This is a genomic window from Sphingopyxis sp. H073 (assembly GCF_001468395.1).
Classification (GTDB): domain Bacteria; phylum Pseudomonadota; class Alphaproteobacteria; order Sphingomonadales; family Sphingomonadaceae; genus Sphingopyxis.
The window spans coordinates 27712-45272 of sequence record NZ_LNSG01000012.1; the positions used below are offsets into that span (position 1 = coordinate 27712).

Genomic DNA, 17561 nt, shown 5'->3' on the forward strand with positions numbered 1-17561 from the left:
GAATCGGGACGTCGCGCTAATTGCGCTGCGCGACCCAGAAGAGCTCTTCCTCGAAAGGGGACGGAAATCTTCATCTTGCGCCCGCCGGTTTCATTCGGCGGGCGCATTTTTTAGCTGAGAGCGCAAGGTTAGCGCGCGGTTCGCTCGATCAACTTTCGTAGCAGGTCCCAGAGGTCGTGCTCCTCTTCGATAGCTGAAAACTGCCGTTTCAGCGTGGCAAGCCTCACGAGGGAGTCGGATTCGCCACGGCGGTCGCGAGGATCAATTTCGGTTCGAAAGGCGAGTTCGGTTACCAGGGATGTCACGAATGTCGCTGCGTCCGGCAGGCCCATATCTTCGAAACCGGCACGGGCGGCTGCCCAGCTGAGAACCTTGGCATTTGCGGGTGCATGATCTCCGGACCCAGGCGCCATGTAGGAGATCACCGCTGCGGTGTTCCAGATCTTGCTCTCTACCCTAGACAGTGTCTCTCCGCTGTCGCTTTCGATCTTTTGCCCAATTGCTGCGAGTGTCGCTTTGAGGCTGGCAGATTGCGCTTGCGTTGCCGGACGATCTGGAGCCTCTCGGTTGCACAATCGCTCGATCAACAGGCCCATCAGCACAGCGGCAACACCGGTACGAGATCGCCCACATTTGCCGTGGGAGCGTGGGCGGGGCGGCGAACGAGGCAATCGGCGAGACCGAGCATGGCCTGTCCCGACGCATCCTGGCGATCGCAAATGGCGGCGCCCTCGTAGGATAGCGATGCGCAGAGAAATGCCTCGCGCGGTCCATTTGGCGGGATCGGCCTTGTCGAGTGCCTGAGCTGCCAGGGCAGCGCGTCCGATATCTTTCCTCCGGACAGGCCCGCGATGAGCGGCGCGAGGAAGAGCGAGGCGACGGTAAAGGCCGCAGTCGGGTTTCCCGGCAACCCGAGAACATGCGTTTGTCTCAACCGGCCATACCAAACCGGCTTGCCGGGTTTGATGGCGACATCGGCAAAAGCGACTTCCAGTCCGAGTGATGCGAAGGCCGACCGCCCAAAATCGCGGTCGCCGCGTGAGGCGCCGCCGATGACGACGACCACGTCGGCGGAGGCCTCTTGCTGCGCTTCGGCAATCGCCTGCTCATTGTCAGGAAGTCGGAGCCTCGCGACGACATCTGCACCTGCCAAGACGCACATTTGCTCGATTGCCCCGCTGAGACTGTCCGGGATCGCATTAGGCATCCGCGATGCGCACCCCGGCGCGAGGATTTCGTCGCCGGTCGCGACCAGCAGGATACGCGGACGGCGCCATACTTCGACCTCCGAATGGTCGGCGGCGGAAGCCACGACCCGCCGCGCCGCCGTCATCCTCGTGCCCGCAGCGAGGAGCTCATCGCCCGCAACAAAATCCGAGCCGGCCTTCCGGACGTGCGGCTTGCCGAGCGGCGCAGCGTCGAGCGCCACAAGCTCGCCGCGATGCCGGCAATGTTCGATCATCACGACACGGTCGCTACCATGAGGCAGGGGTGCGCCCGTCATTACGCGCCAGGTTTCTCCCGCCGAGATTGCACCCGGCTTGGCGCCGCCCGCGTAGCTCGTGCCCCTCGAACGCAAGAATATAGTGCCGTTCTTCAGGTCGGCGTCGCGGACCGCATAGCCGTCCATGGCCGCGCAGTCGCGCCGCGGGGCGTCGATCCGCGCAAGCACCGGTGCAGCGAGATGGCGCCCGCCCGCATCGGCCAACGCGACGCTTTCCTTGCCGAGGGGACGGGCATGCGCGGCGAGGATCGCCAAGGCCCCGTCGAAATCGATGGAAGCCGCGCAAGCGCCGGATGTCAGGATGGTCGCATGCTTACCCATGCATCTGTCTCCCGTACGCTTCCGAAATCGCGAGCTCGGAGGTGCCTTGATCGACAACCTCGCCGACCAGGATCAGCGTAGGCGCGTCGGCCGCGAACGACCGGGTCGCAAGCTCGAGCAGGTCGAGCCGCGTTGCCAGTCGGCGCTCGTCCGGGCTGCTGACGTGGCAAGCGATCATCACCGGGATGTCGCCGCGCATGCCGGCGCGCGTGAGCCCGCGCATGATCTCGCCGGCGGCGTCGCGCCCCATGTAGAAGGCAAGGGTTGACCCGCCGTTGGCGAGCGAGGGCCAGTCGATATCGAGCGCTGCGCCGTGCCTGCTATGTGCGGTGACGAACCGCACATCGCGGGCGACGCCGCGGAGCGTGAGAGAGATGCCGGCAGACGCTGCGGCGGCGCACGCGGTGGTGATGCCCGGGCAGATGCGGGCAATATACCCGGCTTCGCGCAAGGCGGAGAGTTCTTCGGTCGATCGGCCGAAGATCGAGGGGTCGCCGCCTTTCAGGCGTACCACGCGCTTGCCGGCGGCCGCCGCTTCGACCAGCATCGCGTCGATCGTGCGCTGGTCTTTCGAATGGCGGCCCGATCGTTTGCCGACGCTGACCATCTCGGTCCTGGCCGGGATAAGCGCGAGCACGCCATCGCCAACCAGCGCGTCGTAAAAGACGATGTCGGCGCGCTCAATCAATCGCACCGCCTTCATCGTCAGAAGCTCCGGGTCGCCGGGGCCGGCGCCGACGAGCCACACGGTGCCGCTCGCGAAATCGTCAGGCTGCATTGCTGGTCTCCTCGGCCAGGATGCGCGCGAGCGCGGGACGGCAGGAGCCGCAGTTGGTTCCGGCACCGAGCGCGCCGCCGATCGCGGCGACGTCGGCGAGTTTCTGGTCGCGGATGGCGGCGACGATGGTCCTCAGCCCGACGTCGAAGCAGACGCAGATGATCGGGCCGCGGTCAGCTTGGGCTCCCGGGGCACGGCCCGCGAGCAGCGTTGGCGCGACCTGTGGCGCCGATAGCTGCGCGATCAGCCAGTCGCGGGAAGGCAGTTCGCCGGTCTCGGTAACGAACAGGGCGCCCGACAGACGTCCATTCGCGACGATGGCGATGCGCTTGGTGCCGCGTGCAGCATCCTGCGCCTCGATCCGCTCCCCCTTGGGAAGCAGCGCTTCGATCGCCTTGAGATCGCCATTGCCGGCCAGCTCCCACATGACGCCCGCAGGAACCGCGACTCGTGTCGCCCACAGGCAGCGCGGCGCGCTGGCCAGCTCGCGCGAGAGGAGCAGAAAGCCGCGCCACCTGGGCACCACCGCGGCGATCGACGCCGGGGTGCGCTTGAACCCCGGCTGGCCCGACACGGGATCGACGAGCGGGCGCGGGAGCAGCCCGGTGCGGCCGCCGCTTGCCGTGCGGTCGGTCCAGTGGATCGGCACGAACAATTCACCGTGGCGCTGACCGGAGTGAAAGGCGACGCGGTAGAGGCTGTCGCCCTGCGGCGTCTCGACGCGCGCGAGCCCGCCGTCGGTGAGGCCGAGGCGGGAGCCGTCGTCGGGATGGATCTCGACGAGCGGCTCCTCGCGGTGACGCGCCAGTTTCGGGGCAAGGCCTGTGCGCGTCATGGTGTGCCACTGATCGCGGTAGCGGCCCGTGTTGAGCGTCAGTGGCCATTTGGTGAGGGGGGCGGGTAGGGGTTTCTGCGTGATCGGGACGAGGCGTGCACGACCGTCCTCCGTGGAGAAGCGGCCGTCGGCGAAGGGATGATCGCCGCCCCAGCGGAAGGGTTCCATCTCGTCATAGGCGGCGGTGCCGCCCTGCGCCGCGCCGGGCAGCGCGAAGAGGCGTGCGCCGTCATTGTCGTAGGTCGAGAGGCGGCAATGCTCGCGCCAGATGTCGGCGGGGCGGTCGTAGGCGAAGGCGGTCTTCCATCCCATCCGCCGGCCGACCTCCTTGACGATCCACCAGTCGGGCATCGCTTCGCGGGGGAGCGCGAAGAGCGCGCGCTGGCGGCTGATCGTGCGGTCGCTGTTGGTGACGGTGCCGTCCTTCTCGCCCCAAGCCGCCGCGGGCAGCCGGACATGGGCGAAGGACCCGGTGTCGGTCTTTTCGATCACGTCGCTAACGACCACGAAGGGGCAGGCGGCGAGTGCCTCGCGCACCGCATTTCCGTCGGGCATCGATACGGCGGGGTTGGTCGCCATCACCCACAGCGCCTTGATCCGTCCTTCGCCAATGGCGCGAAACAGGTCGACGGCTTTGAGGCCCGGCTTTTCGGCGATCGTCGGTGCGGCCCAGAAGCGCTGGACGCGGGCGCGGTTCTCGGGCGAGAAGTCCATATGCGCGGCGAGCGTCGAGGCGAGCCCGCCGACCTCGCGTCCGCCCATCGCGTTGGGCTGACCGGTGATCGAGAAGGGCGCGGCGCCCGGCTTGCCGATGCGCCCGGTTGCGAGGTGGAGATTGGTGATCGCGTTGACCTGATCGGTGCCTGCAGTCGACTGGTTGATCCCCTGGCTGAACAAGGTGACGGTGCGCGGGTTCGCGGCGAACAGCTCGTAGAAATGCCTGAGGTCGGCGGCGGGGACATCGCAAATGCGCGCCACCGACCACAGGTCATTCCCCTCTCCAAGCTGGTCCCAATATTCTGCGGGAGCCGCGACGTGCGCGGCCAGATAATCCTCATCGACGATGCCGGTTTCGCGGCAATGCTGGAGCAGCCCGTTCATCAACGCGACATCGCTGCCGGGACGGACGGCCAAATGCAGGTCGGCCTCTTCGGCGGTCTCGGTACGGCGCGGATCGATGACGACGAGCTTGGCGCCCGCCTCGCAGCGTGCGCGGATGCGCTGATAGACGATCGGATGGCACCAGGCGGTGTTTGACCCGACGAGGACGAAGAGGTCGGCGGCGTCGAGATCGTCATAGGTCGCGGGGACGACATCTTCGCCGAACGCGCGCATATGGCCCGCGACCGCGCTCGACATGCACAGGCGCGAATTGGTGTCGATGTTCGCCGTGCCGATGAACCCCTTCATCAGCTTGTTCGCGACATAATAGTCCTCGGTCAGAAGTTGCCCCGAGACGTAAAAGGCGACGCTGCCCGGACCGTGGCGCGCGATGGTCTCCTTGAACCGCTTCGCGACGAGATCGAGCGCCTTGTCCCAACTCGCGCGCTTGGCGCCGATCGTCGGATGGAGGAGGCGGCCTTCCAATCCCACCGTTTCGCCCAGATGCGTACCCTTGGAGCAGAGGCGGCCGCGGTTAGCTGGATGGTCGGGATCGCCCGCGATCTCGACGCTCCGTTCGCCCGTTACCGTCGCGCGGATGCCGCAGCCGACGCCGCAATAGGCGCAGGTCGTGCGGACGGCCTCCGTCATCAGGCGGCGGCCTTCAGCGTGCTCGCGCGGCAGATGAGAACGCGGCCGCCATCGATCTTGACCGGCACCGTGGGTGTGCAGCCCTTGTCGTCGCCCAGCGCCTCGCCGGTCGACAGACTGATCCGCCAATTGTGCAGCGGGCAAGCGACCGCGCCGCCGTGGACGATGCCTTGGCTGAGCCGTCCATGCTTGTGCGGGCAGCGGTCGAGGAGAGCGAAGACCTTGCCTTCGGCGGTGCGGAAGACTGCGATGTCGTCGCCGCCCTCGACTTGCACCGTACGGCTGCCGCGCACGGGGATCTGGTCGACCCAGCCGATGTCGAGCCATTCGGCGGTGTTCATGCCAGTTCCTCCTGCGGGATAAAGCGCGCCATCGGCGCGTGATGTTCGGCTTCGGCACCTTCGGCGCGCTGCGCCCAGGGGTCGTCCTGGCTGAAGCTCTGCGAGAAGAGGAATCGTGCGCGGAGCGCGTCGCGGCCCAGATCGTCGTCGACGATGCGCGCCTTGATATGGTCGAGCCCGACGCGCTCGATCCATGGTGCGGTGCGTTCGAGGTAGCGCGCTTCCTCACGGTAGAGCTGGATGAAGGCGGCGCAATAATCCATCGCCTCCTGCTCGTTCGCGACCTTGCAGAGCAGGTCGGTGGCGCGCACGTGAATTCCGCCGTTGCCGCCGACGTGGAGCTCATAACCGCTGTCGACGCAGACGACGCCGAAGTCCTTGATCGTCGCCTCAGCGCAGTTACGCGGGCATCCCGACACCGCGATCTTGAACTTGTGCGGCATCCAGCTGCCCCAGCTCATCCGTTCCAGCTTGACGCCGAGCCCGGTCGAATCCTGCGTGCCGAAGCGGCACCATTCGGACCCGACGCAAGTCTTCACCGTGCGCAGCGCCTTGCCATAGGCATGGCCCGAGACCATTCCGGCGGCGTTGAGATCGGCCCAGACCGCGGGCAGATCCTCCTTCTTGATCCCGAAGATGTCGAGCCGCTGGCCGCCGGTGACCTTGACCATCGGCGCGTTGTACTTCTCGACCACATCGGCGATCGCGCGCAGCTCCCTGGGGTTGGTGAGCCCGCCCCACATGCGCGGGACGACCGAATAGGTCCCGTCCTTCTGGATATTGGCGTGGAGGCGCTCGTTGACGAAGCGGCTCTGCTGGTCGTCGACATACTCACCCGGCAGCGCACAGAGCAGATAGTAATTGAGCGCGGGGCGGCACGAGGAACAGCCGTCGGGGGTGGCCCAGTGCAATTTCTGCATCACCTCGGGGATCGAGCGCATGTCCTGCGCGACGATTTCGCGGCGGACATCGTCGTGCCCGAAGCTGGTGCATTTGCACATGGTCTTGGGGCCGCTTTGCACATCGTCGCCCAATGTCAGCGCGAGCAGGTTCTCGACGAGCCCGGTGCAGCTGCCGCAGCTGGCCGACGCCTTGCAGGTGCCGCGCACCGCGTCGAGGCTGTGTGCGCCCTTGGCGATGCACGAGACGACCTGGCCCTTAGTGACGCCGTTGCAGCCGCAAATCTCGGCATCGTCCGAGAGCGCCGCAACGGCCGCCTTAGGGTCCGCCGCGCCGCCTCCCGCGGCGAAGGCCTGGCCGAAGATCAAGAGGTCGCGGAGGTCGGAGACGTCTTTCTGCTTCTTCAGGAGATCGAAATACCAGCTGCCGTCAGCGGTGTCGCCGTAGAGCACCGCGCCGACGATGCGGTCGTCCTTGACGATCACGCGCTTGTAGACGCCGCGCGAGGCGTCGCGGAGGACGATATCCTCGCAGCCGTCGCCGCCCGAGAAATCGCCCGCCGAAAAGACGTCGATGCCCGACACCTTGAGCTTGGTTGAGGTCACCGAGCCGCGATAACCGCTGGGTTTCTCGACCAGCCCGTCGGCGAGGCTGCGGCACATGTCCCACAAGGGCGCGACGAGGCCGTAAACCTGCCCGTCATGCTCGACGCATTCGCCCACCGCGAGCACGGCGGGGTCGCTGGTGACCATATGGTCGTCGACCTGGATGCCGCGCCCGACCGCAAGGCCCGCGTCGCGCGCGAGTTGGATCGACGGGCGGATACCGACCGCCATCACGACGAGGCTGGCGGGGATCAATGTCCCGTCCTTGAGCTTCACGCCCTCGACCTTGCCGGTGCCGATGATCTCGGCGGTGTCGGCGCCGGTCAGGATCGTCTGGCCGCGCGCTTCGAGCGCATTTTTGAGCAGCCAGCCCGCGGCCTCGTCGAGCTGGCGCTCCATCAGCGTCGGCATCAGGTGGATGACGGTGACCTTCATGCCGCGCAAGCTGAGGCCATGCGCCGCCTCGAGCCCGAGCAGCCCGCCGCCGATCACCACCGCGTCGCCGCCGGCATCGGCGGCGGCGAGCATCATGTCGACATCGTCCATGTCGCGAAAGGCGATGACGCCGGGCAGGTCCTTGCCCGGAACGGGAATGATGAAGGGATCGGAGCCGGTGGCGATCAGCAGCCGGTCGTAAGTCTCGACGAGCCCGCTGCGCGCCGTCACCGTCTTCGCCGCGCGGTCGATCGCCGCAACGGGATCGCCGGCGACGAGCGCGATGCCGTTGTCGGCATACCACGCGGCGTCGTTGATCACGATATCGTCGAAGCATTTCTCTCCCGCCAGCACGGGGGAGAGCATGATGCGGTTGTAATTGACCCGCGGTTCGGCGCCGAAGATTGTGACGCGGTAGCGGCTCGGATCGCGCGCGAGCAGTTCCTCGACCGCGCGGCAGCCGGCCATGCCGTTGCCAATGACGACCAGATGCTCGCGCGTGTCGGCGTCGGGTTTGAGGGGGCGGTGTTCCATCAGAGCATCCAGTCCAGTTGCAGCCAGAATTTGTCGGTGTCGGTGGCGAAAGTGTCGGCGTCGTAGTGGGCGTAGCGCGCCGAGGCGGTGACCTTGCCGAGCTTGGCGCTGGCGAGGAGGTCGATCTCGTCGCCGTAGGCGCGGCTGGCCCGGTCACTGCGATAGTCGTGATACGCGGCCTGCAGCGTCACGGCCTTGAGCGGCCCGACCGCCTTCCAGCCCCAGCCCACGCTGCCATAAAGGTCGCGGACGCCATCGGGCGGAGTGACGAGGAATTTGTCTGCCCAACCCTGAAATTTGAACCCGGTCGCGAGCGGGGTCTGGAAACTGGTCAGGGCCAACCCGTTGTCGGCGCCGAGTATCTCATACCCGGCGCCGACCCGGGGGCCACCAAGATCGACCGCGACATCAGCAAGCCAATAGTCGGCGGAATAGTCATTGGGGTTGCGGTGCCAGTCGGACTGGCGCGCATAGCTGAGCTGATAGGCGATCTTCGCCTTGCCGAGCGGCTGGCTGCCGTCGAGCCGCACGCCATAGCTCTGGCTCGACATGCGGAAACCCTGCATGGCGGCCTCGTCCTGGTCGACGAGATAGGCGAAGGCCGCGATCTTGCCGACCGGCGTCGCGACGCTGACATTGCCGAAGAGATTGTCGCCTGACACCGCTTGTTGCCGTGCGCCGGCGCCGTCGATGCCCCAGATGGTGCGCACGCTCCACGCATAGGTGAGGTCGGCCTTGACGCCCTTGGCCGGCGTGATCTCGGCGCGCACCGCGTCGAAGCTCTGGCCGTTCTGACGAAAAGGCACGGCGCCGATGAAGCGTTCGTCATCGAGCCCGATCCGCTGGCGGCCTGCGGTTACCGCGAAGCTCGGCGAGGCGTACCGAAGCTGGGCGCGGGCCAAGGCGATATTCTCGGGATCGGCGACGAGCGGCCGCGTAGCCGGCCCGTGCAGGCCGTCGAAATAATCGTCAACAACTGCAAGGGTGCCCTGACCCTCGACGAGCGCCGACCAGCGCCCGGCTTTCGCCTCGACCCCGGCGCGGAGGCGCAGGGTCAGGGCGTCGGCATCGGCGGCGAGGCCGTCCTGATCGACCTGTTCATAGCGAAGCCGGGCTTCGCCGAGCGGCTTGAGGGTGACGTCCCGGGCGTGCGCCACCCCGGCCGGCGCGAGCGCCAGCAAGATCACAAGGGTGCGGGTCATGGTTAGATCCGCACGCCTTCGGCTGCGCCCCAGGTCGCGCGCCACTGGCCCTTGACGAAGATCAGCCCGACCAGCGCCACGACCGCAAGCCCGGCGAAGATATAGAAGCCGGGGCCGAAGCTGCCGCTCCACTGTTTCGCAAAGCCGAGCGAGGAGGCAAGGTAGAAGCCGCCGACGCCGCCCGCCATGCCGACGAGCCCGGTCATCACGCCGATCTCGGCAGAGAAGCGCTGCGGCACAAGCTGGAACACCGAGCCGTTGCCGGTGCCAAGCGCGAGCATCGCCACGACGAAGAGGCCGAGCGCGGCGGGCAAGCTATCGGCTTGCGGTACGCCCGCGAGAGCGAGCGCCGCGACGACGAACACCGCCATCAGCGCCTTGACGCCGCCGATCCGGTCCGCGAGCGCACCGCCCATCGGCCGCACCAGCGATCCGGCGAAGACGCACGCCGCGGTGCAATAGCCCGCGATCACAGGGGTCAGGTGGAACTGATCGGTGAAATACACCGGAAGCGAGGCGGCGAGCCCGACGAAGCCGCCAAACGTCACCGAATAGAAGGCCATAAGCCACCAGGCGTCGGCGGTCTTGAGCGGCTGGAAATAGTCGACAAGCTTCTTCGGCGCGGGCGCATTCGGCGCATCCTTCGCCATCGCGAGATAGATGAAGAAGGCGATCGTCAGCGGGATGCAGGCGAGGCCGAGCACTGCGTTCCAGCCGAACAACTTGGCGAGGCCGGGGGCGAAGAGCGCGGCGAGCACCGTGCCCGAATTGCCCATGCCCGCAAGGCCCATCGCCTTGCCCTGATGCTCGGGCGGATACCAGCGGCTCGCAAGCGGCAGCGCGATCGCGAAGCTTGCACCGGCGAAGCCGAGGATCACGCCGAGTGCGAGCGTGCCCGCGAAACTGTGCACGCCGAAAAACCAGGCCGCGAACAGTCCGGCGATGACGATGATCTGGCTGATCGCGCCCGAGCGCTTCGGGCCGATCCGGTCGACGAGCAGCCCGTTGACGACGCGCAGCACCGCGCCGGCCAGCGTCGGGACCGCGACCATCAGGCCTTTTTGTGCGGGTGTCAGTCCGAGGTCTTCGGAAATCGACGGCGCCAGCGGGCCAAGGATGACCCAGACCATGAAGGCAAGATCGAAATAAAGAAAGGCGGCGACCAGCGTCGGCCAGTGCCCGCTCGCCCAGAAGCTCGATTTGGGTGCCATGGCCCCCGTGTTTGCAGTCGTCATCGTCCGTCCCCTTCGTGTGACGGGCAATAAAAAAGCCGCCAGGACGGCGGCCATGCGGGCGCATCCTGACGGCTTCATTGCCTGTTGGGATTGCGGGGAATGGCTCCCCGTCCGCCTGCGGTTCGATCCCCTCGTTGGAACCGGCGCCGCCTTATCCTGCCCCGGCAACCTTGCCGAGTGCGCTAAAGCTGCCTGATTCGCAGCTTTGCTGCAAGCGGTTATTTCGCAGGTGCAGCATAAAAGGAAAAGCTATGGAAGTTTAGCGAGATAGGTCTCGATGTCGTCGGGATCGAAGGCGCGGCCGTCGAAAAAGCGGTCGCTGCCGAGCGTGAGGCGGCCCTGTGTCGAACCGGCGCCGATGGGCTCGTCGAGCCCGCCTTCGAGTTTCGAACTCGCGCCGGGCAGCGGCGCGCCCGAGCCTGCAAGCGCGGCCCGGTAGACGTCGGGACGGAAGACGTTGCCGGCCGCCGCGGCTTCGGCGTCGTCGAACGCCATATAGTCCCAGCGGACCATCTGCGAGTAGAGCCACGCAGCCTGGCTGCGCCAGGGAAAGTTGGCCGCCTCGCGATACTGGAACATGAAGTCGGGATAGTGGATCGGCTCGCCGCCTGGGACGAGCCGGATGCGGTCGGTGATTGCGCGCAATACGGCATCGCGCGGCGCGTCGAGATATTCGGGCCGCGCCAATATGTCGGCGCTTTCCTCGGCAGCGCCGGGTTCGACAAAATGTGCCGCTGCCGCGTGCAGCGCGCGGACCAGCGCTGCGACCGCTTCGCGACGCTCGTTGAGCGTAGCCTCCGGCATCGCGAGCACTTTCTCGACACCGCGGCGCCAGATCTGCGCGGTTGCGAGCGCGATGTGACCTACGCCGCGGTCGACGGCGATCGAGTTCCATGGCTCGCCGACGCAGATGCCGTCGACTTCGCCCGCGGCGAGCGCGTCGGCGGCAAAAGGCGGGCTGGTAACGACGATCTCGATATCTTGATCGGGACGAATGCCGACACCTGCGAGCCAGTAGCGCAGCATGTAATTGTGGCTCGAATAGCGATGGACGACGCCGAAGCGCAAAGCTTTGCCCGCCGCGACCCGCGCGTCCGCTACCTGCTTCAGCGCCGCGCCGATCCGGATCGGATCACCCAGCGTATCGGTCAGACCTGCTTCTTCCGCGAGCTTGGTCGAGAAGGTGACGGCATTGCCGTTGAGACCCAGAACGAACGGCACCGCGAGCGGCACTGCGGGACGATCCTTTCCAAGCGTTGTGGCGATGGCAAGCGGCGCGATCATATGCGCCGCATCGGTGTGACCATAGAGCAGCCGGTCGCGCACGGTCGCCCAGGTCATGTCGCGGACAAGGTCGATCGCGACCCCCTCGGCGGCGGCGAAGCCGATTTCGTGGGCAAGAACCGGCAACGCGGCGTCGACGAGTGGCAGGAAGCCGATACGGAAGCGCTCGCCGGTCATTCCATGTCTCCCATCAGCGCTTCGCTGGTGACGATCGCCTCGGCAATCTCCGAGATGCGACGATTGGTCCGCATCGCCTGTCCGCGGAGCAGGGCATAAGCCTCGGGCTCGTCGATCTGACGCCGCTTCATCAGGATCGCCTTCGCCTTGTCGATCACGGCCCGCTCGGCGAGTGCGTTCTTGGCGTCATCGAGTTCGCGCTGGAGCCGCGAAAAGGCCTGGAAGCGTCGGATGGCGAGGTCAACCACCGGCTTGATACGTTGCTTCGACAATCCGTCGACGACATAGGCCGAAACCCCGGCGTCGATCGCCGCGCCGGTCGCCTCGGCATCGCTCTGATCGACGAACATTGCGATCGGCCGTGCCAGCGCGCGCGACATAGCGAAGAAATCCTCGAGCAGGTCGCGGCTCGGGTTCTCGAGGTTGATAAGAACAACTTCGGGGGCAGCCGCTTCGATCTGCGCAACAAGTGGTTTGGAAGTGTCCACCAGTACGAGGTCGTCGAGACCAGCTTCGCGCAAACCGTCGGATATGACGGCCGCACGCCCTGCGCTGGTGTCGATGATCGCGATCCTCATGGTCGCGCCTTTACGCTGCAGCGCACAAATCTGCCAGAGACTTTGTCGGTCGCGACATAATCCGCGCGTCAAGTGTCCGCTTAGCGAAATAGGCTACCAACAGCGGACAGTCTCCAATTGATGACGTGGACGGCTCTCCAACTCCCCGCGGTATGATCTGCGGGATGAGCTGGAAGGAGAGCTACGATGGAGAAGATTGTAACGGTCGGGTTGGATATCGCGAAGTCGGTGTTTCAGGTCCACGGTGTTGATGCCGCAGGCGAAGTGGTGGTGCGCAAGCGCCTGAGCCGGGCCCGGGTGATTCCGTTCTTCGCGAAGCTGCCGCGCTGTCTGGTCGGCATCGAGGCCTGCAGCAACTCTCACCACTGGGCCCGCGAGCTGATCGCGCTGGGCCATGATGTTCGACTGATGCCGGCGCAATATGTGAAGCCGTATGTGAAGCGCGGCAAGAATGACGCTGCCGATGCGGAGGCGATCTGCGAGGCGGTGACGCGGCCGACGATGCGGTTCGTGACGGTGAAGACTCCGGAACAGCAGAGCGTGATGATGCTTCACCGTGTCCGCCTGATGCTCAACCGCCAGCGCACGCAGCTGTCGAACGCGACGCGGGCGCATATGTCGGAGTTCGGGATCGTGGCGCCGGTGGGGCGCATTGGGCTCGAGCGCCTGCTGGCGATAGTCGCCGACAAAGATGACGAGAGGATTCCACCTGATGCCCGGCTCTGCTTGGAGATGCTCGGGGCGCAGCTCGCGATCGTAAAGGAGCAGATCCTTGAGAACGACCGACGTATCCGTGCGAGTGCGCGCGACACAGAAGTTGGGCGGCGGCTGATGGAGATACCGGGCGTCGGGCCACTGCTCGCCAGCGCCTTTGTTGCCAGCGTCGCCGATCCGCGCCTGTTCAAGACAGGCCGCGACCTCGCCGCGTGGATAGGTTTGGTCCCGCGGCAGAACTCCAGCGGAGGGAAGGAGCGGCTCGGCGGCATATCGCGTGCGGGCAACCAGTATCTGCGTCAGATGCTCGTCGTCGGTTCGATGGCCGTCATCCGCCATGCCGAGCGGCACGGCACCAAACGGCCATGGCTCATCGAACTGATGAAGCGTCGAGCGAAGAAAGTTGCAGCTGTGGCGCTAGCTAACAAAACCGCCCGCATGGTCTGGGCGCTGATGACGAGCGGAGAGCACTACCGCGAACCGCAGGTCGCGCACGCATAGGAGATCAGGCGCCGATCATGGCGTCGCCGAGGTTGGGAAGGGCAGACAGGAGCTGATGCACAAAGCCGGTTGAAACCGCCGGATCAGGAAAACCCATTTTGGCCGGTGCACCTCGAGTGCGTCCAATTGGTCGGGACCCGATCCGCGCGAAAGGCATCATGGCCAGCGGCGCATGACAAGGCCGCATCACAGGCCGGACACATGGCTGCACCAACCAGCAGGTCGCATCATATCCAGAAACCGCTTGCCAACGGAGGGCCGTCCACACACGGCCAGTTCGAGCTGAGGACCTGTTCCCTTGGGCAATGTTGCAGCGAGGGAGCCGCGCCACAGGCGCAATAACGTTTGCCCAAATGAAATTTTGGTGCGCGATAGTGTTTGGCGCAGAAAGATGAGGTCTGTCTAAAGTTGTACCAAGACTCATGTAGACTGGAGCCGCGGTGCCATTCTTTATCAGATCAACACGCGGCAGTTCACGCGCGAAGGAACGTTTCGAGCCGCCGAGACGCAGTTGCCCCGCCCTAAAAAGCTCGGCGTCGATATCATCTGGCTGATGCCGATCCATCCGATCGGCGAGAAGAACCGCAAGGGCAGCCTCGGCTCGCCTTATTCGGTGAAGGACTATTATGGCGTCACGCGCGGATGAAACTAAGGGCATAGACATCGAGCATCGTCGGGTCGAGCGGGCGAATTGCGCTGCCGCCTGGAGAACGTTGATGCAGCACAGCGACGATGATCGGCGCCGCCAGAATGATTGCCGCCCCCAGCATTTGTCCAGACTGCATTTCGCTCGTCTCGGGATGCTTCAGCTGCGCGATGTCCGGCGCCTTCCAGTTAAAGGTTGGAGCCGGCTGCTCGGCGGCGGATGGGACGGCGCAGGCGCAAGCCGTGACGGCCGAGAGGGAGGCAAGGCGGGCGGCACGGACCCAAACGGGAGATCATCGGGCGACCCCTCCGGTGAGCGGGGTGACCCGCGTCATTGCGGCGGCCGCCAGCAGCAAGGTGCCCGACGCGAACGCCATCGTGTAGATCGGGGCGCCGGGAAAGAAGGCGGCCATGATCGACCCCATGATCGTGGCGACAAGCAGCTGCGGAACGACCACGAAGATATTGAAGAGGCCCATGTAGATGCCGAGCTTTCCCTGCGGCAGGCTGGAGGCGAGGATCGCGTAAGGCATCGCGAGAACCGAAGCCCAGAAGATGCCGATGAGGACCTCGCTCGCAACAAGATGCGTGGGGTCGCGCAGCAGGAAAAAGCTGCCATAGCCGAGCGCACCGCAGACAAGGCCGGCGATGTGCGTGCGGGCCTGCCCGATGCGCCTGGATAACCAGGGCAGGAGAGTGAGCGCGGCGACGGCGGCCACACCGTTATAGATGGCGAAGAGCGTGCCGACCCAGTTGGCGGCGGTCTGATAGGCGGCGCTCGCCGCATCGGTCGTCCCGAAATGATATTGGGCGACGATGGGCGTGGTGTTGATCCACATGATGAACAGCGCCGACCAGCTGAAGAACTGGACGAGGGCGAGCCGCTTCATGATTGGCGGCATACCGGAGAAATCGCCGACGATGCTCGACAGCATGTTGGTCTCGTTGCCACGGCGCGCGAGGGCGATGGCGATGAGGCTTGCAAGGCCGTAGGCAATCAGCAGCGCGCCGAGGAGAAGAACCTCGCGGAGCAGCGAAAATTCCTGCCGGATGGCCATTACGCCGAGACCGGCTACGATCCAGGCGGAGCAACCGGCATAGCTTCGCGACGCAAGCGCGCGAACCGCGGGCTGGGTCTCCGCTTCGGCGGGGCCGAATCCCGCCATCTCGACCGGATCATATTCGCGGGTCGTCACCACCGTCCACAAGACCGAGAGGAAGAGGGCAAGGCCGCCGAACCAGAAAGCGTAGCGGACGGTGTCGGGAATCTCGCCGGGCGGCGCGACATTGGCGACCCCCAGCAGGTCCATGAACGACGGAAAGAGCGAGCCGACGACCGCGCCCGCGCCAATAAAGGCCGTCTGGACCGCATAGCCCGCACTATGCTGGTCCTTCCGCAGCATGTCGCCGACAAAGGCGCGAAAGGGCTCCATCGAGATATTGAGCGAGGCGTCGAGGAGCCAGAGCGTCGTCGCCGCGAACCAGATCGCCGGGCTTTGCGGCATCACGAACAGCGCGATCGCGGCGAGAATGGCGCCGGCAAGAAAATAAGGCCGACGGCGGCCGAGCCGCCCCAGCCAGGTCCGGTCGCTCATATGGCCGATCACCGGCTGGATCAGCAGGCCCGTCAGCGGTGCGGCGACCCAGAGGCCGGGCAGTTTCTCGATGTCTTCGCCAAGCGATTGGAAAATCCGGCTCATATTGGCGTTCTGGAGCGCGAAGCCGATCTGGATGCCGAAAAAGCCGAAGCTGATGTTCCACAGTCCGGCGCGACTTTGCCGCGGCTTTTCCATCACGTCTCTCCCCATCGGCCGCATGGCGCGCGGCTCTTTAGCCGCGCGATCTTGCAGCAGCGCCCGGCAAGAGCAAGCGGCGGGCGGGGCGATCGGGTCAAGGTATACGAATACTTAGCCGATCAGGGCGATGTGCTTTGCCTGCGGATCAGCCGCGTCGGCAAGATGCATCGCCCTGCGGGCCGACCGTCGATGCGGCCGAGCAGCGCATCGACGAGCAATTCCCCGGCACCCTTCAAGTCCTGCATCACCGTTGTCAGCGTCGGCGACGTCAGGCTGGCCGCGGGGATGTCGTCGAACCCGATCAACGCGACGTCGCGCGGCAGTGCCAAGCCGGCTTCGACGAGCGCGCGCATGGCCCCGATCGCGATCAGGTCGCTGGCGGCAAACAGGGCGTCGAACGGAATGCCCGTGGCGAGGAGCGCGCGCGCGGCTTCATAGCCCGATTGCTCGGAAGAAACGGCAGGCTGCTGCAGCCGCGGATCTGGCGTCAGGCCCGCGGCCGTCATCGCCCGGCAAAGGCCCGCATAGCGATCCTGAAACTCTGGCGCGTGGTTGGATGCGTCGCCCAAGAAGGCGATGGATTTGCGACCTATCTCGATGAAATGCTCGCCTGCCTGAACGCCGGCACCGATATTGTCCGACCCGACCGTCAATCCGATATTGTCGTCGGCGACCGATCCCCAGCGGACAAACTTCGTGTCCATCTCCACCAGATGCTCGAGCTTGGCGCGATAAAGCTGATAGTCGCCATAGCCGAGCAGGATGATGCCGTCAGACCGGTGGCTGTCCTGATAGTCGACGTGCCAGTCGTTATTCATTTGCTGGAAGCTTATCAGAAGATCATAGCCGCGCAGGGCGCACTGCCGGGTTATCGAGCCGAGCATCGAAAGAAAGAAGGGGTTGATCATCGACTCGTCTGGGGTCGGATCCTCGAAGAAGAGGAGCGCGAGCGTGTGGGCGCGCTGCGAGCGGAGGCTCGATGCATTCTTGTCGACGGTATAGTTGAGCTCGCGCGCAATCCGCTCGATGTTGGCGCGGGTGGCGGCACTCACCGATTTGCTGCCGCGCAGCGCGCGCGATACGGTCGGCTGCGACACGCCGGCCAGATAAGCGATATCGAAACTCGTAGGCTTGGCCGTTGGCGGTCGCCCCATATCCTTCTCCCGGTTCGGTCGGCTTCAGGCCGGCCCGTCCTTGCGTCGAGACTAGCGAGCGCCGGCCGTACTGCCAATGGGTCGAGCCCATCGCGCTGTGACATTTACGCGACAGCGGCTGACGGGCGACGATATGCGTATACGTATACCCTATGGTCGCGCGGCCGATTTGGTCTCAATTGCTGGACCGACGATGGGAACACCCACGCGATGACGAGGATGCCGTGCGGCGCGATCTGCCGCTCCCGAGCCGTTGCGCGAACGACCCCC

General features: G+C 65.6%; 15 protein-coding genes. 2 read left to right on the forward strand and 13 right to left on the reverse strand.

Features of this window, described 5'->3' with window-relative positions; translation table 11 throughout:
* Nucleotides 1–128: 128 nt before the first annotated feature.
* From ATE64_RS18350 to ATE64_RS18395, 10 genes are all read right to left on the reverse strand, one after another.
* Complete coding sequence (locus ATE64_RS18350; protein WP_058457373.1) at nucleotides 129–596, reverse strand: hypothetical protein; 468 nt, start codon at nucleotides 594–596, stop codon at nucleotides 129–131.
* Nucleotides 596–1825 (reverse strand): molybdopterin molybdotransferase MoeA, encoded by a 1230-nt coding sequence (locus tag ATE64_RS18355; protein ID WP_058457374.1) that lies wholly within the window; start codon nucleotides 1823–1825, stop codon nucleotides 596–598. The genes ATE64_RS18350 and ATE64_RS18355 overlap by 1 nt, the downstream gene beginning before the upstream one ends.
* Nucleotides 1818–2603, reverse strand: a complete 786-nt coding sequence (gene cobA, locus ATE64_RS18360; protein WP_058457375.1) for a uroporphyrinogen-III C-methyltransferase — start codon at nucleotides 2601–2603, stop codon at nucleotides 1818–1820. The genes ATE64_RS18355 and cobA overlap by 8 nt, the downstream gene beginning before the upstream one ends.
* Nucleotides 2593–5190 (reverse strand): nitrate reductase, encoded by a 2598-nt coding sequence (locus ATE64_RS18365; protein ID WP_058457376.1) that lies wholly within the window; start codon nucleotides 5188–5190, stop codon nucleotides 2593–2595. Before ATE64_RS18365 ends, cobA begins: the two co-directional genes overlap by 11 nt.
* On the reverse strand, nucleotides 5190–5531 hold the full coding sequence (nirD, locus tag ATE64_RS18370; protein WP_058457377.1) for a nitrite reductase small subunit NirD: 342 nt from the start codon (nucleotides 5529–5531) through the stop codon (nucleotides 5190–5192). The genes ATE64_RS18365 and nirD overlap by 1 nt, the downstream gene beginning before the upstream one ends.
* Nucleotides 5528–8005: a nitrite reductase large subunit NirB gene (nirB, locus tag ATE64_RS18375; RefSeq protein WP_058457378.1), complete on the reverse strand. Its 2478-nt coding sequence runs from the start codon at nucleotides 8003–8005 to the stop codon at nucleotides 5528–5530. The genes nirD and nirB overlap by 4 nt, the downstream gene beginning before the upstream one ends.
* Nucleotides 8005–9207, reverse strand: coding sequence for an alginate export family protein (locus ATE64_RS18380; protein WP_058457379.1), 1203 nt, complete (start codon nucleotides 9205–9207; stop codon nucleotides 8005–8007). The genes nirB and ATE64_RS18380 overlap by 1 nt, the downstream gene beginning before the upstream one ends.
* Nucleotides 9208–9209: 2 nt before the next feature.
* A complete protein-coding gene (locus ATE64_RS18385; protein ID WP_058457380.1) occupies nucleotides 9210–10442 on the reverse strand; it encodes a nitrate/nitrite transporter in 1233 nt (410 codons plus the stop codon).
* A gap of 249 nt (nucleotides 10443–10691) precedes the next feature.
* A complete protein-coding gene (locus tag ATE64_RS18390; protein WP_058457381.1) occupies nucleotides 10692–11903 on the reverse strand; it encodes a CmpA/NrtA family ABC transporter substrate-binding protein in 1212 nt (403 codons plus the stop codon).
* Nucleotides 11900–12481, reverse strand: a complete 582-nt coding sequence (locus ATE64_RS18395; protein WP_058457382.1) for an ANTAR domain-containing protein — start codon at nucleotides 12479–12481, stop codon at nucleotides 11900–11902. Before ATE64_RS18395 ends, ATE64_RS18390 begins: the two co-directional genes overlap by 4 nt.
* Nucleotides 12482–12667: 186 nt before the next feature.
* Here ATE64_RS18395 and ATE64_RS18400 point away from each other — a divergent pair, with 186 nt between their 5' ends.
* Nucleotides 12668–13696 carry an IS110 family transposase gene (locus ATE64_RS18400; RefSeq protein WP_058457383.1) on the forward strand — a complete coding sequence of 343 codons (1029 nt, stop codon included), beginning with the start codon at nucleotides 12668–12670 and terminating at the stop codon, nucleotides 13694–13696.
* 511 nt (nucleotides 13697–14207) lie between these two features.
* Nucleotides 14208–14342, forward strand: coding sequence for a hypothetical protein (locus ATE64_RS22365; RefSeq protein WP_269433233.1), 135 nt, complete (start codon nucleotides 14208–14210; stop codon nucleotides 14340–14342).
* On the opposite strand, the gene ATE64_RS21805 is transcribed toward ATE64_RS22365, so the two are convergent.
* The 3 genes from ATE64_RS21805 to ATE64_RS18410 all read right to left on the reverse strand — a co-directional run bounded on the left by ATE64_RS21805 (nucleotide 14329) and on the right by ATE64_RS18410 (nucleotide 17291).
* Nucleotides 14329–14466: a hypothetical protein gene (locus tag ATE64_RS21805; protein WP_156416611.1), complete on the reverse strand. Its 138-nt coding sequence runs from the start codon at nucleotides 14464–14466 to the stop codon at nucleotides 14329–14331. The genes ATE64_RS22365 and ATE64_RS21805 overlap by 14 nt on opposite strands.
* A 168-nt stretch (nucleotides 14467–14634) precedes the next feature.
* Nucleotides 14635–16134 carry an MFS transporter gene (locus ATE64_RS18405; RefSeq protein ID WP_058457384.1) on the reverse strand — a complete coding sequence of 500 codons (1500 nt, stop codon included), beginning with the start codon at nucleotides 16132–16134 and terminating at the stop codon, nucleotides 14635–14637.
* 122 nt (nucleotides 16135–16256) lie between these two features.
* Nucleotides 16257–17291, reverse strand: coding sequence for a LacI family DNA-binding transcriptional regulator (locus ATE64_RS18410; protein ID WP_058457385.1), 1035 nt, complete (start codon nucleotides 17289–17291; stop codon nucleotides 16257–16259).
* Nucleotides 17292–17561 lie beyond the last annotated feature (270 nt).